Here is a 24,516-nt window from a genome sequence, read left to right on the forward strand (position 1 = left end):
CCGAACGACTGATCACGCCGCCGCCAGCATCCCGTGCGGATCGATGACGAATTTCCGTGGCGCACCGCCATCAAACTGCTTGTAGCCTTCCGGCGCCTGCTCAAGCGAGATCACGGACACGTTGACGATCTCCGCGATCGGCAGACGACCGTGCAGGATCGCCTGCATCAGGTTGCGGTTGTACTTGAGCACTGGCGTCTGCCCGGTATGGAACGAATGCGACTTCGCCCAGCCAAGGCCGAAGCGGATGCTCAGGCTGCCGTGCTGCGCCGCTGTATCCTTGGCGCCCGGATCGTCGGTCACGTAGAGCCCCGGAATCCCGATCGCCCCGGCGGGCCGCGTAATTTCCATCAGTGAATTCAGCACCGTCGCCGGCGCCTCCTCCGCGTGGCCGGACGCGCCATGGCCGTGCGCCTCGAAACCGACGCAATCGACCGCGCAATCGATCTCCGGCGTGCCAAGGATCTCGGCGATCTGCTCGCCAAGTGTCGCGTCCTTCGACAGATCGACCACTTCGAAACCCATTGCCTTCGCGTGGGCGAGGCGCGCCGGGTTCATGTCGCCGACGATGGTGCAGGCCGCGCCGAGCAGGCGCGCCGAAGCCGCCGCGGCCATGCCGACCGGACCCGCGCCGGCGATATAGACGGTCGAGCCGGGCTTCACTCCCGCAGTCACGGCACCGTGATAGCCGGTCGGCAAAATGTCCGACAGGCAGGTGAGATCGCGGATCTTCGCCATCGCCTGGTCGCGGTCGGGGAACTTCAGCAGGTTGAAGTCGGCATACGGCACCATCACGTACTCCGCCTGGCCGCCGATCCATCCGCCCATGTCGACATACCCGTACGCCCCACCCGCACGCGCCGGGTTGACGCTCAGGCATACGCCGGTGTGCTGCTCCTTGCACATCGCACAGCGCCCGCACGCAACGTTGAACGGCACCGACACCAGATCGCCGATCCTCAGCGTCTCGACGTCGCGCCCGACCTCGATCACCTCGCCGGTGATCTCGTGACCGAGCACAAGACCGGCCGGCGCGGTCGTTCGCCCGCGCACCATGTGCTGGTCCGACCCGCAGATGTTCGTGCTCACGACCTTGAGGATCACGCCGTGGCCGATCGCACGGCCGCTTGGATCGACCATTTTCGGATAGTCGATCTTCTGCACCTCGACCTTGCCCGGCTCAAGATATACGACACCTCGGTTGCTGCTCATCGCTTTGTCTCCATCAATCGTTGAAGCGTGCCGCGGCGCGCCAATCGGCGCGCGGCATGCGCGGCCGCGCCTTCGAGAGTAGTCCGGGACACCGGGGCGCCTGTGTGCAAAATCCGACGCGCGCTTGAACGTCGCCGACATCGGAGCCTGCGCCAGCTATTACCGCGCTCGCCGCGCGCATCCTGAGCGGAGCCGCACCGCTCGGCCCCGATGACGGTTTCACACAAGCTGGCGACGGTTTTTCCCCAGATCGGCGTTCGATTACCGCGTCTACTTAAGATTCCGGGCCTTCAGGCAACCTGATTCGAGGCCCTTACTTTTTCCAAGGACGCCATGTCAATCCCATCCCCCATTTCCGCGCGCGCGAACGCCGCCGCCCGGCTCGAACGTCTGCCGTTTTCCGGCTACCACAAGCTGATCTTCATCATCATCGCCGTCGCGTTCTTCTTCGACTCGGTCGACCTTGCCACGATGACCTTCGTACTTGGTTCGATCAAACAGGAGTTCGGGTTGTCCACCACGACGACCGGCCTGGTCGCCAGCGCCAGCTTCTTCGGGATGGTGCTCGGTGCGGCGCTCGCCGGCCTGCTCGCGGACCGCTTCGGGCGCCGGCCCGTGTTCCAGTGGAGCATGGTGCTGTGGGGCATAGCGTCGTATCTGTGCTCGACCGCGCAAAGTGTCGAGGCGCTGATCGCCTGGCGCGTCCTGCTGGGGATCGGCATGGGCATGGAGTTCCCGGTCGCACAGACGCTGTTGTCAGAATTCGTGCCCACCGCGAACCGCGGGCGCCTGATCGCACTGATGGATGGCTTCTGGCCGCTGGGCTTCATCACGGCAGGCGTCGTTTCCTACTTCGTGCTGCCGCAGTTCGGCTGGCGCACCGTGTTCGCGCTGCTCGCGATCCCGGCTGTGTTCGTACTGATCGTGCGCCGCCTCGTGCCCGAATCGCCGCGCTGGCTCGAACATGCGGGCCGGCACGCCGAGGCCGACGCAGTGATGCGCGACATCGAAGCCAGGGTGATGCGCTCCGCCGGCGTCGCGACGCTGCCTCGGCCATCACAGCAACTGATGGCCGCGCCGGTGCGCGGGCGCGGCGCGTTGCGCGAGATCTGGAGCGGCGCATACCGCCGCCGCACGACCATGGTGTGGCTGCTCTGGTTCTTTGCGCTGCTGGGCTTCTACGGCCTGACGTCCTGGCTCGGCGCGCTGCTTCAGCAGGCCGGTTTCGCGGTCACGCAATCGGTGTACTACACGGTGCTGATCTCGCTCGGCGGCATACCGGGCTTCCTGTGCGCCGCGTGGCTGGTCGAGCGCTGGGGCCGCAAGCCCACCTGCATCGCGTCGCTGCTCGGCGGCGGCACGATGGCCTACCTGTACGGGCAGAGTGCGATGTACGGCGGCAGTGTCACGCTGCTGGTCGGCACCGGCCTGGCGATGCAGTTCTTCCTGTTCGGCATGTGGGCAGTGCTGTACACGTACACGCCGGAACAGTACGGCACCGGCGCGCGCGCGACGGGATCCGGCTTCGCGTCGGCAATTGGGCGGATCGGCTCGCTGATCGGGCCTTATGTGGTTGGCGTGGTGTTGCCGGTGTTCGGCCAGGGCGGCGTTTTCACGCTCGGCGCGATCTCGTTCGCGGTAGCAGCACTCGCGGTGTGGGTGCTTGGAATCGAGACCCGTGGCGTGGCGCTGGAAGCGCTGGCGTCGGACGACGCGTCCGCTGAAACTGCCGGCTATCCCGCAGTAGCGGACAAGACTTCCTGACCTGCAGGCCCGGTTCTGCCGCGAGTCGCGACAGCGACTCGCGGCAGAACCGCAATGGATTGGACTCAGAACTTGTGACGAATCGCAGCACGGACCTGGAACTGCTTCGCCGTCGATGAGGCGTTTGCCGCCCCGGGCAAGTCAGCCAGGTCCAGTGCGGTGCCGGTCTTGTCGCCGGCGACGCGCTGGTAGGCGGCCTGGAGATAGACGTCCGTGCGCTTCGAGAAGTTGTAATCCGCCATCAGGCCGAAGGAATGAACCTTCGGCTTCGCGTCGCCGGAGGACGCGCGGAAGTTCTCCAGCGTGAGCGTATACATTGCACCGGCATAGAAAGCGGGCGTGAACTGGTACTTGAAATTCACTTCCAGGTTCTGGAACCGGAGCGAGTCCAGGGTACCGCCGGCCGGCACGATCGAACCGGAGATGTACGAGGTGGACAGCGGCGCGGTCAGATTCGAATTGGAGTAGGCGAAGCCGGCCGTCGCCGCGCCGAACGTGTAGTTGATGCCGGCACCGAATATGCGCAAACGCTTGGCGAGGAAGTTCTGGTCGCCGCCGTTGTTGATGGCGCCCCCTGACGTGGCCGACGGATTGTCCGCCTGCAGATAGGCCGCCGCCAGCAACAAGCCTCCGTTCGCGTACTGCATCCCCGCGCCGTACTGGCGGTTGTTGGCAAAGCTGGTGTCGTTGCTGAAGCTGTAGGTGCCGCCGAACTGGAACCCGCCGAGGGAGGGGCTCGTGTACTTGACGGTATTGTTGACGCGGAACGAGTAGATCATGTTGTCGTTATCGTAGGGGTGGCCGAACATGGTTCCCCCCCAATTTCCGGCAACAGTCGTCGGCGCGAGATAGTCGATCACCGAATCATATTGGCGCCCGAGCGTGACGCTCCCCAATTGATTGTCAGAAAGCCCGACGTAGGCTTGCCGACCGAACAGCAATCCGCCCTGTGCCGCCTTGCCGGTGCTTGCATTGAAACCGTTCTCGAGCTGGAACAACGCCTTGAGGCCGCCGCCCAGGTCTTCCGTCCCCTTCAGGCCCCAACGGCTGCCTTGCGCAAAGCCGCTTGCCACCTCGGTCAGGCTGTGTCCGCCGACGTTATTCGTGTAGTTAATGCCTTCGTCGATCACACCGTACAGCGTGACGCCGCTTTGGGCAAAGGCAGACGCGGAAAACATCAGCGCCATGACCGGGCCCGCAGTCGCTCCCTTTTTCATTGGATTTTCTCCTCGTATAAGCATGACTCACGCTGCCGGCACGCCGCTCGGTGCGGCATGCGCGGCAGCGTCTACGAGAGTAGTCGGGGAGCCCGGGAAACCTATGTCCAATACCGACACGCGTTTGCACGGCGCCGACACGGCCCGGGCAACGCTCAGCCCGCCTGCCCGCTGCGCCTGAGGTAATCGGCGCGTGTCCATTCCAGCGCGACGCCGACGCGTTGCGTGCCGGGCCGGATCTTCGGCTTGTGCACGGCAAGCGTCAAGGTGTCGAGCGCCGGCCATTCGCGAAACGACAGCTCGGCGATCTCGGCCACCAGGGTCTCGAGCAGGCGCGTATGCGGCTTGTGCGCGAGAAACGCGGCGAGGCGCGCACAATAGCCGTCGTAGTCGATCCACTCGCCGTCCTCCCTCGGCTCGTGGCGATAACCCAGACGCGCGTCGATCACGATCGGCTGCGGTGCTTCATGCTCGTGCGGATGGATGCCGATCCGCACCGGCACCGCCAACGCATCGATAAACACACTCCAGCCCCGGCCCGGCAGCAGTGGCCCATCGAGCCCGGCGAGTGGTGCGGTGAACGCGTTGTCGACCGGCTTCATGATGTCAGCGGCGCCGCGGCGTCGAGCATGATGCGGCAGAAATAATCGGCGAAGCTGCGGCGCAGGACGACCTCGAAGCGGTCGACGCCGGTCGGCACCAGCACGATCGACGCCTTGAAGTAGTGGCTCTGCGCGCACTGGCCCGGCTTGAACACGCGCGGATGCAGGTCGAGCGGGCAGCCGCGCGCCAGTACGTCGCGTACGCGCCCGCCGCTGATCTCGACGACCGTGTAGCCGCTGCCGACGTCGAACGTCGCCGCGTATGCGCCGGCGATCGCCTGGGCGAGCTTAGGCTCTAGCACGCCCGCCGGCACCGGTTCGTTCGAGCGCACCAGCCACTCGTCGGGGCCGAGCCACAGCACGTCATACCCTGCGCCGCGCGTGACCGTGTTCGGTGCGGACGGCGGACAGCAGCCGACCACACCCTCGAACGCGTTGACGAACGCAGGGTCGGAGAGATCACCGCGCACATTGACGAGATCAAGAAAGGCGCGCTCGCGCATCACGAAGTGTTTCGACGCACGCGCCTGGTGCGCGTTCAGCAGCTCGGCCGCGCCGACGAACGGCGACTCGAGCCGCACGCCGCGCTTGCGCGCGTCAGACGCCGGCACGTCTGCCGCCGGCGTAGCAATATTCGTTTCATTCCACATTCTGGCGCACCCCTTCCGTATCGTAGAAAACCGGGCTCGAGATCTTCGCGTTCACGCGCCGGCCGTCGGCCAGCGGAATCGCCACGCTCTCGCCCATCTTGCCCAGGCCGCCCTTCACCACGGCGAGCGCGATCGAGCGCTTCAGGATCGGGCTGTAATAGCTCGACGTCACGTGGCCGAGCATCGGCGTCGGGTCGGTCGTCGACACCTGCGTGTCCGGCGCGATGATCTGCGCCCCCTCCGGCAGCACGAACTGCGCGTCGTCGGTCAGCAGGCCGACGAACTGCTTGCGGCCTTCCTTGGCGGTATCCGAACGCGTCAGCGAGCGCTTGCCGAGGAAGTCCTTCGACTTCGCCACGACTCCGCCCATGCCGAGGTCGTACGGCGTGATCGAACCGTCCGTGTCCTGGCCGACGATGATGTAGCCCTTCTCCGCGCGCAGCACGTGCATGGTTTCCGTGCCGTACGGGGTGATGTCGAACTCGGCCCCCGCGGCCATCAGCGCTTCCCACACCGCGCGGCCGGCGTTCGCGGGCACGTTCACTTCGTACGCCAGCTCGCCCGAGAAGCTGATCCGCATCACGCGCGCCTTCGCGCCGGCGACGGTGCCGTTCCGATAGCTCATGAACGGGAAGGCCTCGTTGCCGAAGTCGATGTCATCGCAGACCTTGCGCAGTACCTTGCGGCTCTTCGGGCCGACCACCGCGAAGGTTGCCCAGTGATCGGTCACCGACCCAAGCCGCACCTTCATGTCCGGCCACTCGGTCTGCAGCCAGCGCTCGAGCCAGGTCAGCACGCGCGCGGCGCCGCCCGTGGTCGTCGTCATCATGAAATGCTGCTCGCCGAGCCGCACCGTGACGCCGTCGTCGAACACCATGCCGTTCTCGTCGAGCATCAGGCCATAGCGGCACTTGCCGACTTCGAGCTTGTTCCACGGGTTGGTGTACATCCAGTTCAGCAGCGTCACCGCGTCCGGGCCCTGGATGTCGATCTTGCCGAGCGTCGATGCATCGAGGATGCCTACGCTGTTGCGCACCGCGAGGCATTCGCGCTTCACCGCCGCATGCAGGTCCTCGCCCTTCTTCGGGAAGTACCACGGACGCTTCCAGTTGCCGACGTCCTCGAACAGCGCGCCATGCTCGACGTGCCATTCATGGATGCAGGTCTTGCGCACCGGGTCGAGGAAGTCGCCGAGCTCGCGCCCCGCCAACGTGCCGAACGTGACCGGCGTGTAGTTGGGGCGGAACGTCGTCGTGCCGGTGTCGGGAATCGACTTGCCGAGCGCCTGCGCCAGGATCCCCATGCCGTTGATGTTGCCGAGCTTGCCCTGGTCGGTGCCGAAGCCCATCGCGGTGTAGCGCTTCACGTGTTCGACCGATTCGAAGCCTTCGCGCGCGGCGAGCAGGATGTCTGACGCGGCCACGTCGTTCTGGAAGTCGACGAACTGCTTCGGCCCGCGCGCGGCGGCCTCGTGGCTGCCGACGAGCCACAGCGGCAGCAGTGGGCCTTCGACGATGGCTGCCACCTTTGGCGCAGCGGGGCGCTTGGCGTTACTGAAGCCGGCAGCCTTGGCAGCGGCGGCCCCCGCTTCGATCGCGAGCGGCAGCGCCTGCGCCAGGCTGAACTCGCCCGCCGCCGCGCCAACGTTCGCCTCGGCCTGCATCGACTTGCCCGGCACGAAGCACACCTTCTCATCGTTCCACCGCGCCTTGCCGCCCGATTGCGCGAACAGGTGAAGGACCGGGCTGAGGCCGCCCGACATCGCGACCAGATCGCACGGGATCGTCGACAGCTTGCGGCCGGTCTTGCCGTTCGCATAAGCCGCCACGTCGACCGACGTGACGTGCCGCTTGCCGGATGCGGCGGTCACCACCGCGCCATTCAGCACGGTCAGGCCCTGCCGCTTCGCGGCGGCCGGCAGCGCGCCGTTGGTCGATGCGCGCGCATCGACGATCGTCACCTTGGCGCCGCACGCCTTCAGGTCGAGCGCCGCCTGGTAACCGCGATCGTTGTTGGTGAACACGACCGCGTCGCGTCCCGGGAGCACGCCGTAGCGATGGATGTAGGTCGATACCGCCGACGCGATCATCACGCCCGGCAGGTCGTTGTTGCCGAACACCAGCGGACGCTCGTGCGCGCCGGTTGCGAGAATCACCCGTCCTGCACGGACCTTCCACAGCAGTTCCCGCGTACCCTGGCGCTTCGACGCCGGAAGGTGGTCGGTGAGTCGCTGCGTCACGGTCACGAGATTGTGGTCCTGATATCCGAAGGCGGTGCTGCGCGACAGGATCGTCACGTCCGGCAGCTTGCGCAGTTCGGCCGCGATCTGCTCGGCCCACTGCAGCGCGGGCTTGCCATTGAGCTCGGCGCGACCGGAAAGCAGGCTGCCGCCAAGCTCGCACTGATCGTCGACCAGGATCACGCGCGCACCGGATACTGCCGCCGCATGCGCTGCCGCGAGGCCCGTCGGGCCGCCGCCAACCACCAGCACGTCGCAGTGCGCGTAGCACTTGTCGTAGCGATCGGCGTCGCGCATGTCGGGCGCCTTGCCAAGACCGGCCGCATGGCGGATCTTCTCTTCGTACTTCGGCCACATCTTGCGCGGCCACATGAAGGTCTTGTAGTAGAAGCCGGCGGGCATGAAGCGCGCAAACTTCTGGTTGACCGCCATGCGATCGCGTTCGAGATCGGGCTCCGCATTCACGCTGGTCGCGACGAGCCCGTGATAGAGTTCGACTTCCGTCGCGCGCGCGTTCGGCACCGTATACGCGCCGCGTTCGAGCTGCACCACGGCATTCGGCTCAGCGACGTCCGCCGTCACGATGCCACGCGGGCGGTGATACTTGAAGCTGCGCGCGACAAAGCGCACGCCGTTGGCGAGCAGCGCCGACGCGAGCGTGTCGCCCTGGAACCCTTGATACGTGCGTCCATTGAACGTGAAGGTCAGCGGAACCGCGCGATTGATGCGGCCACCGGTGCCAAGACGGTCTTTCTGGCTCATTTCTTGCCCCCTACTTGCGGTGCTTCATGCGGTGCGTTGGCGCCGGGCTGGCCGAAGGTCTCGTAGCCCTTGATGTCATAGGTGACCGTATCGCGCTCCACCTTGAACCAGCGGCGGCAGCCCTGTACGTGGTTCCATTGCTCGTGATGCATGCCCCGGGTATTGGTGCGCATGAACAGGTAGTCTCCCCATTCGCGGTCGGACAGCTTCTCGGTCTCGAGCGGGCGCGCGATGTCGGCCTCGCCACCGCACGAGAATTCGGATTCGGCGCGCGGGCCGCACCACGGACATTCGATCAGCAACATTTCTTTCTCCTGGTGGCGTTCAGTGCGCGACGGCGGCGGCGCCGTGCTCGTCGATCAAGTGACCGGTATAGAAGCGGTCGAGCGCAAATGGTGCATTCAGCTGATGCGGCTGGTCGTGCGCGATGGTGTGCGCGAACACCCAGCCCGAGCCCGGCGTCGCCTTGAAGCCGCCCGTGCCCCAGCCGCAGTTGAAGTACAGGCCCTTCACGTCGGTCTTGCTGATGATCGGGCAGGCATCCGGCGACACATCGACGATGCCGCCCCACTGGCGGTTCATGCGCACGCGCGAGAACACCGGGAACATCTCGACGATCGCCTGCAGCGTCCCTTCGATGACCTGGAAGCTGCCGCGCTGGCCGTAGCCGGTGTACTGGTCGATGCCCGCGCCGATCACAAGGTCACCCTTGTCGGACTGGCTGATATAGGCGTGCACCGCGTTCGACATGATCACCGAGTTGACCACCGGCTTGATCGGCTCCGACACCAGCGCCTGCAGCGGATGGCTCTCGATCGGCAGGCGCACGCCCGCCATGTCGGCGAGCGTGGTCGTGTTGCCGGCCGCGACCACCGCGACCTTCTTCGCCTTGATAAAGCCCTTCACCGTGTCGACACCGACGACGGCGCCGTGATCGCGCCGGATGCCGGTCACCTGGCAGTTCTGGATGATGTCGACACCGGCCCGATCGGCGCCCCGCGCGAAGCCCCACGCGACCGCGTCGTGCCGGGCAACGCCGGCGCGGCGCTGGATCGAGGCGCCAAGCACGGGGTAGCGGCTATTCAGGTTGATCGTCGGTTCGATCTCCTTGATCTGCTGCGGCGTCAGGAACTCTGCGTCGACGCCGTTCAGGCGGTTGGCGTTCACCCGGCGCTCGGTGTCGCGCACGTCCTGCAGCGTGTGCGCCAGGTTCATCACGCCGCGCTGGCTGAACATCACGTTGTAGTTCAGGTCCTGCGACAGCCCTTCCCACAGCTTCATCGCTTTTTCGTAGAGCGCCGCGGATTCGTCCCACAGGTAGTTTGAGCGGACGATCGTCGTGTTGCGCGCGGTGTTGCCACCGCCGATCCAGCCCTTCTCGAGCACGGCGACGTTGGTGATCCCGTGCTCCTTCGCGAGGTAGTACGCGGTCGCGAGACCGTGCCCACCGCCGCCGACGATCACCACGTCATACTCGCGCTTGGGCTCCGGGCTCTTCCATTGCTTCTCCCAGTTCTCGTGATAAGACAGGCCGTTGCGGAACAGACTGAATATCGAATAGCGGCTCATTTTGCGGACCCCTTCCTTAGCATTCAATGACGTTCACGGCCAGACCACCGCGCGACGTCTCCTTGTACTTCGTCTTCATGTCGGCGCCGGTCTCGCGCATCGTCTTGATCACCGAATCGAGCGACACATAGTGCTGGCCGTCGCCCTTCAGCGCCATGCGCGATGCGTTGAGCGCCTTGATCGCTCCCATCGCGTTGCGCTCGATACATGGGATCTGCACCAGCCCACCTACCGGATCGCAGGTCATCCCGAGGTTGTGCTCCATGCCGATTTCGGCGGCATTCTCAACCTGGTCTGGCGTGCCGCCCATCACCGCAGCGAGCGCGGCCGCGGCCATCGAGCACGCAACGCCGACCTCGCCCTGGCAACCGACCTCGGCGCCCGAGATTGACGCCGTCTCCTTGTAGATCAACCCGATTGCGGCCGCTGTCAGCAGGAACTCGACAATGCCGTCGTCATTCGAGCCTGGCACGAACTTCACGTAGTAATGGAGCACCGCAGGGATCACGCCGGCCGCACCGTTGGTCGGCGCGGTGACGACGCGGCCGCCCGCCGCGTTCTCTTCGTTGACGGCCATCGCGTACAGATTGACCCAGTCAAGCATCGACAGCGGATCGCGCAGCGATTCCTCGGAACGCGCGCGCAACCGGTTGTAGAGCTCGGCCGCGCGGCGTTTCACGCGCATCGGGCCGGGCAGCACCCCCTCGACCTTGCAGCCACGCTCGACGCAGGCAGCCATCGTCTGCCAGATCGCCAGCAGCCCGGCGCGCACGGAATCGGCCGGGCGCAGCGCACATTCATTGCGAAAGATCAGTTCGGCGATTGACAGCCCGCTGTCGCGGCACGCCTGGATCAGGTCGGCGCCGGTGCGGAAGGGATACGGCACGTCGGCCGCCGCTCGCGCACCATTCACGCGATCGCCATCGCGATTGACCACGAACCCACCGCCGACCGAGTAATATTCCTTTTCCACGAGCAACTGCCCCTGCTCGTCGAACGCCTGGAAGCGCATGCCGTTCGAATGCACGACGCTGCCTGTACTGCTCATCAGACGGCGAAAGAAGCCGATATGCTCCTTCTCGTCGAAGCCGATCTCATGCTTGCCAAGCAGCAACAAGCGCTTGTCCTTGCGGATCTGCGCGAGGCGCGGTTCAATAACGTCCGGGTCGATCCGGTCTGGCAAGCGCCCCTCAAGGCCAAGGAGCACCGCCTTGTCGGTGCCGTGGCCCTTGCCGGTTGCGCCGAGCGAACCGTACAGTTCCGCCCGCACGCGGCGTACGAAACCGAGCAGGTTCGCATCCTCAAGGTGCGATGCGAAGCGGCATGCGGCGATCATCGGGCCAACCGTATGCGAACTCGATGGACCGATGCCGATTTTGAACAGGTCGAAAACGCTGACATTCATCTGGCTGCCTCTTTGCTAGTGCCTGGTAGGTGTCGTTGGATGTCAGTACATCAAAGCGCAGAATTTGCCGATAGAACAAAAGCGGCATCAACGTGGGACACCGCCGCCAGGCGCGGGTCCAGACAGGCCGGAAGTTCGCTTTGGCGATGATTCGCGTCGGAAAAATGCAAGTCCGCGGCATGCAGATCGGCGACGCTGGCTGTGACGGAGCCGCGTCGTGCAGGCAGGCGGCGAGGGCTGCATGGATGCCGTACGCATCACCGGCGTTCGCTACCTATACGCCGCCGCCCCGCAACCCAGATCCGCCCGCTTGCGAGAGCCTGTCAAGATGGATGCAGCCATGACAACCGACGTTCCCATTTCCCCTGTCGCCGAGCCGGCGCCACGGCGCGTCCGCTTCGGCATCGTGCTGCTGCCGAACTTCACGCTGACGGCATTTTCGGGTTTCGTCGACATGCTGCGGCTGTCGGCGGACGATGGCGACTACAGCAAGCCGGTGCGCTGCGTCTGGAGCGTGATCGGAAACACACTCGCGCCGGTACGCGCGAGCTGCGGCATCCAGGTCGCGCCGTGGGAGACCTTCGACGACGCGGAGCCATTCGACTACGTGGTCGTGGTCGGCGGGCTATTGCACTCGGGACCACAGGCCGGACCTGAGACGCTTGACTTCATCCGTCGCGCGGCGGGCGGCGGCGCGACGATCGTCGGCATCTGCACCGGCGTATTCGCGCTGATGCGCGCGGGCGTGCTCGAGGGGCACCGCGCCTGCGTCAGCTGGTTCCACTACTGGGATTTTATGGAGCGCTTCCCGTCGGTGGATGCGGACCTGCTGATTGCCGACCGGCTGTTCGTGATCGACCGCCGGCGCATCACCTGCTCGGGCGGGCGCGCGTCGATCGACGTCGCCGCCGCCATCCTGCTGCGCCACTTCGATCACGCCACCGTGCAGAAGGCGCTGCGGATCCTGCTCGTCGGCGAGATGCAAAAGGGCAATGCACCGCAGCCGCATCCCCCCGGCCTCGAGCCCGCGACGCACCCAAAGGTCAAGCGCGCGATTCTGCTGATGGAGCAGCACGTCGGCCGGGCGCTCCCGCTTGAGGCGCTCGCCTGCAAGCTCGATATGTCGCCACGCCAGCTCGAGCGCCTGTTCAAGGCGGAGACCGGCAAGAGCCCGCAGGCATTCGCCAAGCATGTGCGGCTACGGACGGCTGCGTGGTTGTTGACCAGCTCGGACCGCACAGTCGTCGACATCGCGTTGAGCTGCGGCTTTGCTGACGCATCACACCTCGGTCGTGAGTTTCGCAAACAGTTCGGCGTGCCGCCTGCAGCCTACCGCGACAAGGGTATGCATCCGGCCGAGTCTACGCTGCCCGATGGCGATGCCTGCGAAATTTCGGCGCCTACTGAAAACGAAAGCGAAAGCGAAAGCGAGTTGAACTTGCGCATGATGTAGTCATCATGATGATGAAAGTACTTGTTTCGATAGAAGAGACCAATGAAAACACACGCAGCAGTTGCCTGGGGTGCGGGAAAACCGCTAACGATCGAAGACGTGGACCTGGAGGGCCCCCGTGCCGGTGAAGTGCTGGTGGAAATCAAGGCCACCGGCATCTGCCATACCGACTACTACACGCTGTCCGGCGCCGATCCGGAAGGCATCTTTCCCGCAATCCTGGGCCACGAGGGCGCGGGTATCGTCACCGACGTGGGCCCCGGCGTGACCTCGCTCAAGCCCGGCGACCACGTGATCCCGCTGTACACGCCGGAGTGCCGCCAGTGCAAGTTCTGCCTGTCGCGCAAGACCAACCTGTGCCAGGCGATCCGCGCCACCCAGGGCAAGGGCCTGATGCCGGACGGCACCTCGCGCTTCTCGATCGATGGCAAGCCGATCTTCCACTACATGGGCACCTCGACCTTCGCCAACCACATCGTGGTGCCGGAGATCGCGCTGGCCAAGATCCGCCCGGATGCGCCCTTCGACAAGGTCTGCTACATCGGCTGCGGCGTCACCACCGGCGTGGGCGCGGTGCTGTTCACCGCCAAGGTGGAAGCCGGCGCCAATGTGGTCGTGTTCGGCCTGGGCGGCATCGGCCTGAACGTGATTCAGGCGGCCAAGATGGTGGGCGCCGACAAGATCATCGGCGTGGACCTGAACCCTGGCCGCGAAGCCATGGCGCGCAAGTTCGGCATGACCCACTTCATCAACCCGAAGGACGTGGAGAACGTGGTCGACCACATCATCCAGCTGACCGACGGCGGTGCCGATTACTCCTTCGAATGCATCGGCAACACGCAGGTCATGCGCCAGGCGCTGGAGTGCTGCCACAAGGGCTGGGGCAAGTCGATCATCATCGGCGTGGCCGAGGCCGGCGCGGAGATCTCGACGCGCCCGTTCCAACTCGTGACGGGCCGCGAATGGAAGGGTTCGGCCTTCGGCGGCGCGCGCGGGCGCACTGACGTGCCGAAGATCGTCGACTGGTACATGGAAGGCAAGCTCAATATCGACGACCTGATCACGCACACGCTGCCGCTGGAGCGGATCAACGAGGGCTTCGACCTGATGAAGCGCGGCGAGTCGATCCGCTCCGTGGTGCTGTACTGAGGCCGCCGAGCACGGCCTGATGCTTTGCCGGTCCTGACCCACGTGGTGAACTAAGCACTGACCTCGACACGAGCCAGGCCGGAGAACACAGGACATCACTTCAGTCCGCCGTTTGGCCTGGCAACCGCCGGGTGGGGGTTCCGCAACGCCCGGGCGGCCTGAAGAACTGAGCACGCTCCGACCAGGAGCCAGCGCCACGCGCAAGCGCACCGCATCTCGTTCGACGGACCCTGTCCGCCTTGATAAGATCTAATCGTTGACCGTCGCTGGCCCCATCAGGGGGACAAGCCCCATGCGCTGCGCAAGGTGCGGGTTCGAGAATCCGGCAGGCGCCAAATTCTGTGAGGAATGTGGCGCCAAGCAGGTGCGCGTCTGCCCGGCCTGCGGGCAGGAGGCGGCTGCCAGCGCCAAGTTCTGCAGCGAATGCGGCGCGCCGCTGGGCGCCCTCGCTGCTTCAAGCGCGGCCCCCCGTGCCACGGCAACTGCGTCCGGCACCCCCATCGACTACACCCCTCCCTATCTGGCCGAGCGCATCCTGGCGGCGCAGGCAGAGATGGAAGCCCGCGGCCCGGCAGACGGCGAGCGCAAGATGGTCACCGCGCTGTTCGCCGACATGGCCGGCTCGACGGCGCTGATCCACGACCTCGATCCCGAAGACGCCCGCCGCCTGATCGACCCGGTGCTGGCGCTGATGATGGAGGCCGTGCATCACTATGAGGGCTATGTGGCCAAGTCGATGGGCGATGGCATCCTGGCGCTGTTCGGCGCGCCGATCGCGAACGAAGACCATCCGCAGCGGGCCTTGCTGGCGGCGCTGCGCATGCAGGAGGCCATGCGCCGTTACGCCGACGGGGTGCGTCTGGCCCAGGGAATCGCGCTGCAGATCCGCGTTGGCATCAACTCCGGCGAAGTGGTGGTGCGCACGATCCGCATCAAGGATTTGCACACCGACTACGACCCGGTGGGCAATACGATCCATATTGCTTCGCGCATGGAGAGCATTGCAGTGCCCGGCTCGATTGTCGCAAGCGAACACACCCGCAATCTGACCGAAGGCTATTTCGCGTTCAAGGCCCTCGGCGCGACGCCAATCAGGGGGCTGCCCAAGCCGCTCGAGGTCTTCGAAGTCATCGGCCTCGGCCCGCTGCGCACCCGGCTGCAGGTGTCGGCCAGCCGCGGGCTGGCGCGCTTTGTCGGCCGCGCTCGCGAGCTCGAGCAGTTGCGCGAAGCGCGGGCGCGGGCGCAAGCCGGACACGGTCAGATCGTCGGCGTGGTCGGCGAGCCGGGGGTCGGCAAGTCGCGGCTATGTCTGGAGTTCAAGCAGCTCGCCCCGCGTCATTGCCTGGTGCTGGAAACCTTCTCGGTTTCACACGGCAAGGCCTATCCGTATCTGCCGCTGATCGAGCTGCTGCGGAACTACTGCGAGATCACGGCGCAGGATGATGAGCGCCGGCGGCGCGAGAAGCTGACCGGCAAGATCCTGACCCTGGATCGCGCGCTGGAAGACACCCTGCCCTATCTGTTCCACCTGCTTGGGGCCGCTGAGCCGAACTCGGCGCTAGTGCAGATGGACCCCCAGATCCGCCAGCAGCGCACCTTCGAGGCGATCAAGCGGCTGCTGGTGCGCGAGAGTCTGGCACGGCCGCTGGAGCTGATCGTCGAAGATCTGCAGTGGCTCGACAGTGAGACCGAGGCCTTCCTTGGTTTTCTCGGCGAGAGCGTGGCCAGCGCCCGCATCCTGCTGCTGGTCAATTACCGGCCCGAGTACCGGCACGACTGGGGTCGCAAGAGCTATTACACCCAGCTACGCCTGGATCCCCTTGGCGAAGCCGAAGCTCGGGACCTGCTGCGCGCGCTGCTGGGCGATGCCAGCGGACTTGCCCAGCTCGAGCAGTTGATCCTGGAGCAGACCGAAGGCAACCCCTTCTTTATCGAAGAAGTGGTGCAGGACCTGGTCGAGGGGCGGGTCCTGCACGGCGAGCGCGGGCATTATTGTCTGGAGCAGATCCCGGGCAAGCTGCACATCCCTGCCACCGTGCAGGGGGTGCTCGCCGCCCGCATCGACCGTCTGCAGCCAGCCGAGAAAGCACTGTTGCAGAACCTGGCCGTGATCGGCAAGATATTCCCCTGGAGCCTGCTTGCACGCGTCGTCGAGCAGCCCGAGGGCAAGACGAAAGGCCTGCTGGCCCGGCTGCAGGCAGGGGAGTTCATCTACGAGCAGCCGGCGTTCCCGGAGGTGGAGTACAGCTTCAAGCATGCGCTGACCCAGGAGGTGGCCTACGGCTCCCTGCTGAGCGAGCGGCGTCGTGCTTTGCATGAGCGCACCGCCCAGGCAATCGAGACCCTGTTCAGTGCTCAGCTCGAGGAGCACTGCAGCGAGCTGGCCTATCATTTCAGCCGCAGCGGCAACACGCTAAAGGCGGTGGAGCACCTGCACCGCGCCGGGCGCCAGGCCGTGCAGCGCTCGGCTGACGCCGAGGCGGTCACCCACCTCACCATGGCACTGACCTTGCTCGCCACGCTGCCTGATGCGCCCGAGCGCGCGCGGGAAGAACTCGCAGTCCAGCTCACCCTCGGCCCGGCCTGGATGGCCAACAAGGGCTTCGCTGCCCCGGAAGTGGAGGCAACCTACTCGCGGGCGCTCGCGCTGTGTCGGCAGCTCGGGGAGACGGTCCAGCTGTTCCCTGCCCTGCTCGGACTGCGCACCTATTACACGGTCCATGCCGAACTCCGGGCCGCGCGCGAGCTGGCGGGGCAACTGCTTGCGCTGGCCAAAGAGGCGCAGGACCCTGCGTTGCTGGTCCAGGCGCATCGGGCGTTAGGCGCCAATTTGTCCTATCTCGGCGAACTGGCTCCCGCCCGTGCACAGCTGGAGCAGGCCATGGCTCTCTATGATCCAAGGCAGCACCGGTCGCATGGCTTCATTTATGGATTGGAACCCGGCGTACAGGGGCTGGCGCTGATTGCCATGGACCTGTGGTTGCTCGGCTATCCGGATCAAGCCTGGGCGCGTAGCCAGGAAGCGCTCGCCTTGACCCAAACCCCTGCCCATCCTTCGGACTCGGCCGATGCCCTGTTGGCTGCCGCAGAGGTGCGGCTGCTGCGCGGCGAAGTGCAGCCGGCACAGGATCTCGCACAGGCACTCGTCGCTCTCGCAACCGATTACGGCCTGCCGTACGGGTTGGCTTGCGGAACCATCCTGTCGGGCAGTGCACTGGCTGCGAATGGACACGTGGAGGAAGGGATAGATCTCATTCAAAAAGGCCTGAGCGCATACCGCGCAACCGGGGCCGAACTTCTGCGAACCCATTTCCTGGCGCTGCTGGCCGAAGCCTGCGCCAGAGCGGGGCAAGTCGAGGCAGGGCTTGCGGCAGTGGCCGAGGCGCTGGCTACAGTGGAACGAACCGAAGAGCGGGTGCACGAAGCAGAATTGCATCGGCTCAAGGGAGAACTGACGCTGCTGGAAGCGGGCCGAGTGGGCGAAGCGAACGAGGGCGCCCGCGAAGCCGAAGCCTGCTTCCAGCGGGCGATCGAGATCGCTAGCAGCCAGGATGCCCGGTCGCCGGAGCTCCGCGCGGTAGTAGCGCTGAGCCGCCTGTGGCAGCAGCAGGGCCGCCATGCCGAGGCCCGCTCCTTGCTGCACGAGACCTACGGCTGGTTCAGCGAAGGGTTCGATACGGTGGACTTGCGGGAGGCCCGCGCGTTGCTCGTCAAACTCGGGGAACAGTGAGCCCATCGCCCGCGGGAAAGCTCGCGTTTGGGGGCGTGACCGATTTTCAAATCCAATGCCGCTCTGTCTTTTCGTGGATGCGGAGGCGATTGAAGCAGAATTGACACGCTGTAGAACACCATTCCTAGCTTTCCAAAGGGAGAACTGCACTCAGTTCATCGTGCTCATGGGCTCGTGCTACCAGGTAGCGTCCATCCCCGAAGACGAGCGGCCTGTGCTCGGACCGTTCCAGGCGGATAACTCGTCCGATATAAACGACATGATCGCCTTCAGGATGGGCGGAAACCTTCACGCATTCCAAGTTTGCAGCGCATGAACTAATGATGGGTACGCCTCCTAAACCGGATCGAAAGGTGATATTGCGAAATTTGTCATCGCTGGCGGTCGAAAACTGCCTGGATATCTGAATTTGATGCTCTGAGAGGATATTTACTACGAACCGCTCGGCATCCCGAAACACGGTGTAGCTCCTTGATGAAAGAGATTGGCTCCACAGGATCAAGGGTGGATTCAGTGAGACTGAACTGAATGAATTGACGGTCATTCCAAACGCCCTTCCGGTGGCGTCCAACGTGGTCATCACAGTCACCCCTGTGGGGAAAGCACCCAACGCCTTGCGCAGAGCCAGGCCATCGATCTGTTTCATAACGTTTCCTTTCAGGGTGCACTGAGGCCCGACAGCGCAAGATTCGCCGGCCTTAATCCGTGCCGATACCGCACGATATCCAATTTCGATGTCGAACTTTACTGGTTGCGGACCTACGTAGAGCCATTCGTGCAGCGTTAATTGCCTTGATGGCGCTCATGGAATTGCGTTCGATACAGGGATGCTGTGCAAACCCCTCCACCGGGTCGCAGGTTATATCAAGGTTGTGCGCCAATGCGATCTCCACTGCGTTCTCGATCTGTTCGTTGCTACCGCCAAGCATCGCGGCCAGACCCGCAGCAGCCATCGAGCACGCCACCCCGACTTCATCCCGGCAACCGACTTCGGCCCCAGATAGCGAGGCGTTTTCCCTATAAATAATGCCTATGGCCGTGGCGGTTAACAGGAAATCCACCACACCATCCTCATTAGCTCCGGGTACGAAATCACGGTAGTACCGCAGCACAGCAGGAATTACGCCCTCAGCACCATTTGGCGGAGCGGTCACGATTCGGCCGGTTTCACGGCCTCGCGCAATGGAAGCGCCCATGGCATCGGCAATTGCCAGTAGCCCGGCGCGAACGTCATAGGTGCTTCGCCAGCATTTCTCATTCTCGAGCACCAGGTCGGCAATGGTGCGACCTGACTCCTTGCACATCTGCAATAGCTCCTCGCCACTCCGAAAAGGGTAAGGAATCGGGTGCTCGTCGACCGTCTGCCCATTTAAGTGGCAAGCCGCGATCATGGGGCCCACGGTATGCGAACCAGAGGGCCTGATTCCAACTTTGAAGATATCAAATGTGCTGACGGACATACTGCCCTCGACCATCCCTGCAGTACCAGTTCCGATCGCTCCGAAGGGAGCGCCGTCCGCCCTGGGGCGTGTCACTAGTACATCAGATCATGCAGGTTGGGAGATAGAACCTGTGCGTCGTCACATTAGGACATTCGCGCCAAGGCGGTCTTGCGGGCCAGGCGCAATTTGTAGGCTCCGGAGGAAATTCTTGTAAATACAAACCATTCTCATTTATGATGCGCCACTTACGTTGCTTTCGCCTTGGGCCGTCATGTTTGTCCGCCGTCTTGCCATACCCGCCGCCGTCAGTTGCCTGTTCCTGCCCCCCGTTGTTTCCCACGCCGCCGAAGATCTCACCACGCTTCCATCCGTGACGGTCAGCGCCGCTGCCGACGGGCAAACTGACATCGGCTTCACCACGCGGCGGGCGGCCGGAGTGACCAAGTCGAATCAATCAGCGGCCGACGCCGCGCAGTCGATCACCGTCATCACACGCGACCTGCTCGACAGCCAGCAGGCACAGAACCTCAGCGACGCGCTGCAGAACTCAGCCGGCGTGGTTACCAACGCCTATGGCAGGCGCGGCTGGGACGACTTCATCATCCGCGGCCAGCGTGCATCGGAATCGATCTTTGCCGACGGATTGCTCGTCGACAGCAACAACCGCGTGGCGCAGGAGCTGTTCGGCGTGGAACGCGTGGAAGTGCTCAAGGGACCGGCCTCGATCCTGTTCGGCGCGGTGCAGCCGGGCGGCCTGGTCAACATGGTCAGCAAGCGCCCGCGTGCCGAGCTGTTCGGTGAACTGGGCCTGACCGTCGGCAACTACGGCTTCCGGCAGGTGACGGTCGACGTGGGCACGCCGCTGGCCAAGGACAGCAAGGCCGCGTTCCGCCTGAACGCGCTGATGATGAACAGCGACGATCCGACCGACTACGTCTGGTATCGCAACCGCTGGATCGCGCCGTCGCTGACGCTCGACCTTGGCACGCGCACGGACTTCACGATCCTGACCAGCCACAACCAACGCAACTACGTGCGCCAGCAGGGCCTGCCCGTAAATGGCACCCTGGTGCCGAACCGCAATGGCGTGGTGCCGGGCAACCGCTTCATCGGCGAGCCGAATGCGCCGTCTTATGACGGCGAGCAGAACCGCATCGGCTACGCGCTGACGCACCGCTTCGACTCCGGCTGGACGTTGAACCAGAACCTGCGCTACCAGACGTCGTCGCTGACCGGCACGCTAGTGTCGGCCGGCACGATGGCCGTCAACAGCCAGGCGATGAACCGCAGTGGCACGCAGCAGAGCTTCTCGGGGGATTCGTTCGGTGTCGACACTAACGTGCAGCGGACTTTCGCGTTCACGGGGCATGCCCACAGCGTGACCTTCGGCATCGACTACCGCCATACGAAGGAAGACCGCTTGCAGAAAACGTGCCGCGTGGCAGCGCTGAACGTCTACAACCCGGTCTACGGCGCCAGCATCAACTGCCCGTCCGCCTATAGCCTGGACGCGACCGATACGCTAAACGCGGTTGGCCTCTATCTGCGCGATCAAATCCGTATCGCCGAGCGCTGGACCGTGACCGGTGGCGTGCGCTACGAATCCGCGCAGACGAGCACGACGGACCGGCTGGCGCGGTCGCGTACCGGCGACGACAACAACGCCGTCACCGGCAGCGCGGGCGTGATGTACGACCTGACGCACTGGGCGCGTCCGTACGTGAGCTTCGCCACTTCGTTCCTGCCGAACGCCGGCACCGACGTCAACGGCGCCACGTTCAAGCCCGAGAAGGGCCGCCAGTACGAGGTGGGCATCAAGTTCGACATGCCGGACAAGACCGGCCTGCTGACCCTGGCCGCGTTCGACCTGACACGCACCAATGTGCTCAGTACCGATCCGGTTAACACTGGCTTCAGCGTGGCCGTCGGCGAACAGCGGTCGCGCGGGCTGGAAATGGAACTGACGCAGGATCTCGGCAATGGCTTCAGCGTTTCGGGGGCCTATGCCTACATCGCAAGCGAAGTCACCGGGGACACCACGGCTGCGAACGTCGGCAAGCCGCTCAACAGCGTGCCCCGGCACAGCTTCTCGGTCTGGAGCCAGTACCGCTTCCGCGGCGCGCTGGCCGGCTGGTACGTCGGTGCCGGCCTGCGCGGCGAGAGCGCCAAGCGCGGCTACAGCTTTAACTACACCGTGCCGGGCTACACGGTGGCCGATCTTGCCTTCGGCTACGTAGCATCGCACTGGCGCGCGGCGTTCAACGTCAAGAACGTGTTCGACAAGATGTACTACGCGGGCGGTCTGAACAACAACGTGCTACCAGTGGGCAATCCGCGGGTGGCCATGCTCAACGTGACGATGAACTATTGATGCGGCCCCCACCTGGAGCCTTCAGACCAGTAGTAAGGCGGCCATCAAGCTGATGTGGCTGGCCTTGCGCCCGCCCCATCACCGCAATCACCGCCCCTAAAATCTGCATCCCCCGCTGAATCTGCTCCACCGTCAAACTCGCATAACCCAGCACCAATCCAGCCGCTCGACGCTGTCCATGCCGGGCCCCTGCAAACAACGGTGATACCGGGTAGACCCCCACATCCTTGCTGCGCGCAGCGGCCACCAGCGCTGTCTCGTCCTGGGGCCGCAGCGACGGCAACCACAGCACCACATGCAGCCCGGCCGCGGTACCGCAGACTTCGGCGTCTCCTGGCAGGTAGCGTGCGACGCCATCCAGCAAGGTTGCTCGCCGGCGCTCGTTTTCCCGGCGCATGCGCCGCACATGGCGTTCGTAGGCACCGCTTTCGATCAGCGCTGCCAGCACGCGCTGCTCCAGCACGGGCGCATGGCGGTCGGCCAGCCGCTTGGCCTGCCGGAACACCGGCACCAGTTCAGGCGGCAGCACCAGGTAGCCGAGCCGCAGTTGCGGCGACAGCGCCTTGGAGAAAGTGCCGACATAGATCACGCGGCCGTCGGTGTCGATCGAGCGCAGCGTGTCGATCGGGCGCTGGCCGTAGCGGAACTCGCCGTCGTAGTCGTCCTCGATGATCCAGGCGTCGTGGCGCTGCGCCCATTGCAGCAGGTCCAGGCGCCGGCCGATCGGCAGCACACCCCCTAGCGGGAACTGGTGCGACGGTGTCACGTACACCAGGCGGACATGATCGTCCTGGGGAAGGCTGGCGGTATCCAGGCCATGCCCGTCCACTGGCGTGGCCTGGCACCTGGCGCCGGTGGCTTCGAAGCAGCGCCTCGCCATCAGGTAGCCAGGGTCTTCGAAGGCAAAGGCGTCGCCGGCATCCAGCAGCAGCCGTGCGCACAGGTCGATGGCCTGCTGCGAGCCATGTACCACCAGAACCTGCTCGGCCTCGCAGGCCAGTCCCCGGGCACGCCGCAAGTAACCCTGGAGGGCGCGTCGCAGCGATGCCTCACCTTCGGGCGGGGCATACGACAGGCTGCTTTGCTGACGCAGCAGTTCGGCCTGGTAGGCACGCCGCCAGGCCAGGGTCGGAAAGTCCCGGGAAGCCACCGCCCCATACAGGAAGTCGAAGCGAACCGGTTCAGCTTGCAGCGGTGCCGGCATGGCGAGTCCCGCCACGCGGCGCCCGAATTCGGACAGGGTTGGGGCAGACCTGGAGTGCCGGCCTGCGGTCAGCCCGGCTGGTGCCGGTGCAGCCAACGGGCTGGCGATTCGGGCCACACGCCCCACCGCGGTGACGAGGAAGCCCTCGGCCACAAGTTGTTCGTAGGCGGCGGTGACGGTGGTACGCGATACCCCCAACTCGGACGCCAGCGCTCGCGTGGACGGCGCCCGGGCGCCCGGCGGCAGTGTGCCATCCGCGATCTGGCCGCGAAGGAGATCGTAGATGCGGCGTCCCGCGCCCGTGGCTCCGGCACGGTTACCGGCTAGCTGGCGTGACTGGCCCATAAAGAATCATGAAAACCGGACCTTCCGATTGTGCCAGTTGTCGGCGAGAGTATCGAGTATTCCATCCCTTCCGATTCCCCACCATGTACATTCCTGCTCACTTTGCTGAAAACCGGCCAGAGGAACTGGGCCGCATCATCCGCGAGCACCCGCTGGGGATGCTGGTTACGCAAGGCAGCGCCGGACTGGATGCCGACCACATCCCGTTCGAGTTCGATCCCGGCGAGGGAACCCACGGCGTGCTCACAGCCCACGTGGCCCGCGCGAACCCGCTCTGGCAGCGTTGCCCCACAGGCTCACCGGTCATGGTCGTCTTCCGCGGCGCCGAGGCCTATATCTCGCCCAACTGGTACCCGAGCAAGCATGAGGCGCACCGCCAGGTGCCGACCTGGAACTACGAGGTGGTACACGCGCACGGCACGATCACCGTGCATGACGACGAGCGCTTCGTTCGCCGCCTGGTTGCGCGTCTGACCCGGCGGCACGAGGCGGCCGAATCCAGGCCCTGGAAGATGGGGGACTCCGCGCCGGAGTACATCGACAGCATGCTGCGCAACATCGTGGGCATCGAGATCGCCGTCACTTCGCTGGTGGGCAAGGTCAAGCTCAGCCAGAACAAGGAGTTGCGGGATCGCCTCGGTGCCGCCAACACCCTGGAGGCGCGGGGGTATGGCGAACTTGCGCAGTCCATGCGCAAGGCTGGTTGAATTGCCCCGGCCCCGCGCTCAGCTTTTCCTCACCATTGACGAACACCCCGCCATGTCTTTCATCCCCTTCCTGATCGCTGCCATCGTTCTCGCCATCACCCCCGGCCCGGCCATCGCCTATGTCGTTGCGCGAACAGTGGCTGGCGGCCGATCCGAGGGCCTGGCTTCATGCTTTGGCACCGCCCTTGGAGGCTTGCTCCATGTGCTCGCGGCGGCCTTGGGCCTGTCTCTGGTCATTGCCCAGTCAGCCGTGGCGTTCAACCTGCTCAAGTATCTGGGTGCGGCTTATCTGGTGTACCTGGGGATTCGCATGCTGATGCGCAAGCAAGCGCCGGTCATGTTCGAAACCATGCCATCCAAAGGTGCGCGCCGCGCCCTGGTCGAGGGCATCATGGTCGAAGTCTTGAATGTCAAGACGGCGCTGTTCTTTCTGGCGTTCCTGCCGCAGTTTGTCTCGGCGAGCGAACCTCTGGTGCCGCAGTTGGTGCTGCTGGGCTGCATTTGCGTCGCGCTCAATACGCTGGTCGACGTTGTCGTCGTGTTTGCCGCGCATCGTCTGCTCAAGTCTGGCGCCGCCCGCGAAGCTCGCGCCCGCTTGATGACCCGGATGTCGGGTGTCACGATGCTGGGCCTGGGCGCCTTCCTGGCGCTGGCCCGGCGCGAGGCCTAGACAGGGGGCGGTTCGGCACAGGGCT

The 24,516-nt window shown here is 64.9% G+C and carries 17 protein-coding genes and 1 pseudogene; 7 read left to right on the plus strand and 11 right to left on the minus strand.

The genetic code is table 11. The features are described from left to right. Nucleotides 1–12: 12 nt before the first annotated feature. Entirely contained in the window at nucleotides 13–1,212 is a 1,200-nt protein-coding gene (gene fdhA, locus AC07UK_RS13035) for a formaldehyde dehydrogenase, glutathione-independent (protein WP_436224976.1), read from the minus strand. 333 nt (nucleotides 1,213–1,545) lie between these two features. On the opposite strand from fdhA, the gene AC07UK_RS13040 reads away from it, so the two are divergent. Further along, on the plus strand, nucleotides 1,546–2,976 hold the full coding sequence (locus tag AC07UK_RS13040; RefSeq protein WP_494686383.1) for an MFS transporter: 1,431 nt from the start codon (nucleotides 1,546–1,548) through the stop codon (nucleotides 2,974–2,976). Between the two features lie 65 nt (nucleotides 2,977–3,041). Here the strand turns inward: AC07UK_RS13040 and AC07UK_RS13045 are convergent, their stop codons facing one another. The 7 genes from AC07UK_RS13045 to AC07UK_RS13075 all read right to left on the minus strand — a co-directional run bounded on the left by AC07UK_RS13045 (nucleotide 3,042) and on the right by AC07UK_RS13075 (nucleotide 11,420). Further along, complete coding sequence (locus AC07UK_RS13045; protein WP_436224973.1) at nucleotides 3,042–4,193, minus strand: porin; 1,152 nt, start codon at nucleotides 4,191–4,193, stop codon at nucleotides 3,042–3,044. 155 nt (nucleotides 4,194–4,348) lie between these two features. After that, entirely contained in the window at nucleotides 4,349–4,795 is a 447-nt protein-coding gene (locus tag AC07UK_RS13050; RefSeq protein ID WP_436224972.1) for a dihydroneopterin aldolase, read from the minus strand. After that, complete coding sequence (locus AC07UK_RS13055) at nucleotides 4,792–5,445, minus strand: sarcosine oxidase subunit gamma (RefSeq protein WP_494688317.1); 654 nt, start codon at nucleotides 5,443–5,445, stop codon at nucleotides 4,792–4,794. The genes AC07UK_RS13050 and AC07UK_RS13055 overlap by 4 nt, the downstream gene beginning before the upstream one ends. Beyond that, complete coding sequence (locus AC07UK_RS13060) at nucleotides 5,435–8,446, minus strand: sarcosine oxidase subunit alpha family protein (protein ID WP_494688316.1); 3,012 nt, start codon at nucleotides 8,444–8,446, stop codon at nucleotides 5,435–5,437. Before AC07UK_RS13060 ends, AC07UK_RS13055 begins: the two co-directional genes overlap by 11 nt. Continuing rightward, nucleotides 8,443–8,751 (minus strand): sarcosine oxidase subunit delta, encoded by a 309-nt coding sequence (locus AC07UK_RS13065; protein WP_436224969.1) that lies wholly within the window; start codon nucleotides 8,749–8,751, stop codon nucleotides 8,443–8,445. Before AC07UK_RS13065 ends, AC07UK_RS13060 begins: the two co-directional genes overlap by 4 nt. Before the next feature lie 19 nt (nucleotides 8,752–8,770). Continuing rightward, nucleotides 8,771–10,015: a sarcosine oxidase subunit beta family protein gene (locus AC07UK_RS13070; protein WP_436224968.1), complete on the minus strand. Its 1,245-nt coding sequence runs from the start codon at nucleotides 10,013–10,015 to the stop codon at nucleotides 8,771–8,773. 16 nt (nucleotides 10,016–10,031) lie between these two features. After that, nucleotides 10,032–11,420 carry an L-serine ammonia-lyase gene (locus tag AC07UK_RS13075; protein ID WP_494688315.1) on the minus strand — a complete coding sequence of 463 codons (1,389 nt, stop codon included), beginning with the start codon at nucleotides 11,418–11,420 and terminating at the stop codon, nucleotides 10,032–10,034. A gap of 340 nt (nucleotides 11,421–11,760) precedes the next feature. Here AC07UK_RS13075 and AC07UK_RS13080 point away from each other — a divergent pair, with 340 nt between their 5' ends. The 3 genes from AC07UK_RS13080 to AC07UK_RS13090 all read left to right on the plus strand — a co-directional run bounded on the left by AC07UK_RS13080 (nucleotide 11,761) and on the right by AC07UK_RS13090 (nucleotide 17,752). After that, the gene (locus AC07UK_RS13080) at nucleotides 11,761–12,873 is read left to right on the plus strand and encodes a GlxA family transcriptional regulator (protein WP_494688314.1); all 1,113 of its coding nucleotides are present in this window, start codon (nucleotides 11,761–11,763) and stop codon (nucleotides 12,871–12,873) included. Between the two features lie 42 nt (nucleotides 12,874–12,915). Next, complete coding sequence (locus AC07UK_RS13085) at nucleotides 12,916–14,022, plus strand: S-(hydroxymethyl)glutathione dehydrogenase/class III alcohol dehydrogenase (protein ID WP_436224965.1); 1,107 nt, start codon at nucleotides 12,916–12,918, stop codon at nucleotides 14,020–14,022. Between the two features lie 292 nt (nucleotides 14,023–14,314). Beyond that, nucleotides 14,315–17,752 carry an adenylate/guanylate cyclase domain-containing protein gene (locus tag AC07UK_RS13090; RefSeq protein ID WP_494693874.1) on the plus strand — a complete coding sequence of 1,146 codons (3,438 nt, stop codon included), beginning with the start codon at nucleotides 14,315–14,317 and terminating at the stop codon, nucleotides 17,750–17,752. 124 nt (nucleotides 17,753–17,876) lie between these two features. On the opposite strand, the gene AC07UK_RS13095 is transcribed toward AC07UK_RS13090, so the two are convergent. Continuing rightward, entirely contained in the window at nucleotides 17,877–18,398 is a 522-nt protein-coding gene (locus AC07UK_RS13095; protein ID WP_436224963.1) for a flavin reductase family protein, read from the minus strand. A gap of 94 nt (nucleotides 18,399–18,492) precedes the next feature. Beyond that, a pseudogene (locus tag AC07UK_RS13100) lies at nucleotides 18,493–19,227 on the minus strand (L-serine ammonia-lyase, iron-sulfur-dependent, subunit alpha); the annotation flags it as partial. A gap of 238 nt (nucleotides 19,228–19,465) precedes the next feature. Here AC07UK_RS13100 and AC07UK_RS13105 point away from each other — a divergent pair. Beyond that, the gene (locus AC07UK_RS13105; protein WP_436224962.1) at nucleotides 19,466–21,565 is read left to right on the plus strand and encodes a TonB-dependent siderophore receptor; all 2,100 of its coding nucleotides are present in this window, start codon (nucleotides 19,466–19,468) and stop codon (nucleotides 21,563–21,565) included. Here AC07UK_RS13105 and pdxR read toward each other — a convergent pair. Beyond that, nucleotides 21,543–23,114: a MocR-like pyridoxine biosynthesis transcription factor PdxR gene (gene pdxR, locus AC07UK_RS13110; protein ID WP_494687093.1), complete on the minus strand. Its 1,572-nt coding sequence runs from the start codon at nucleotides 23,112–23,114 to the stop codon at nucleotides 21,543–21,545. The genes AC07UK_RS13105 and pdxR overlap by 23 nt on opposite strands. Nucleotides 23,115–23,197: 83 nt before the next feature. Between pdxR and AC07UK_RS13115 the strand changes: the two genes are divergently transcribed. After that, a complete protein-coding gene (locus tag AC07UK_RS13115; protein WP_436224960.1) occupies nucleotides 23,198–23,821 on the plus strand; it encodes an FMN-binding negative transcriptional regulator in 624 nt (207 codons plus the stop codon). Nucleotides 23,822–23,873: 52 nt separating this feature from the next. After that, the gene (locus AC07UK_RS13120; RefSeq protein WP_436225367.1) at nucleotides 23,874–24,491 is read left to right on the plus strand and encodes a LysE family translocator; all 618 of its coding nucleotides are present in this window, start codon (nucleotides 23,874–23,876) and stop codon (nucleotides 24,489–24,491) included. Nucleotides 24,492–24,516: the final 25 nt, after the last annotated feature.

This window comes from Cupriavidus sp. GW821-FHT07C08 (assembly GCF_059419025.1).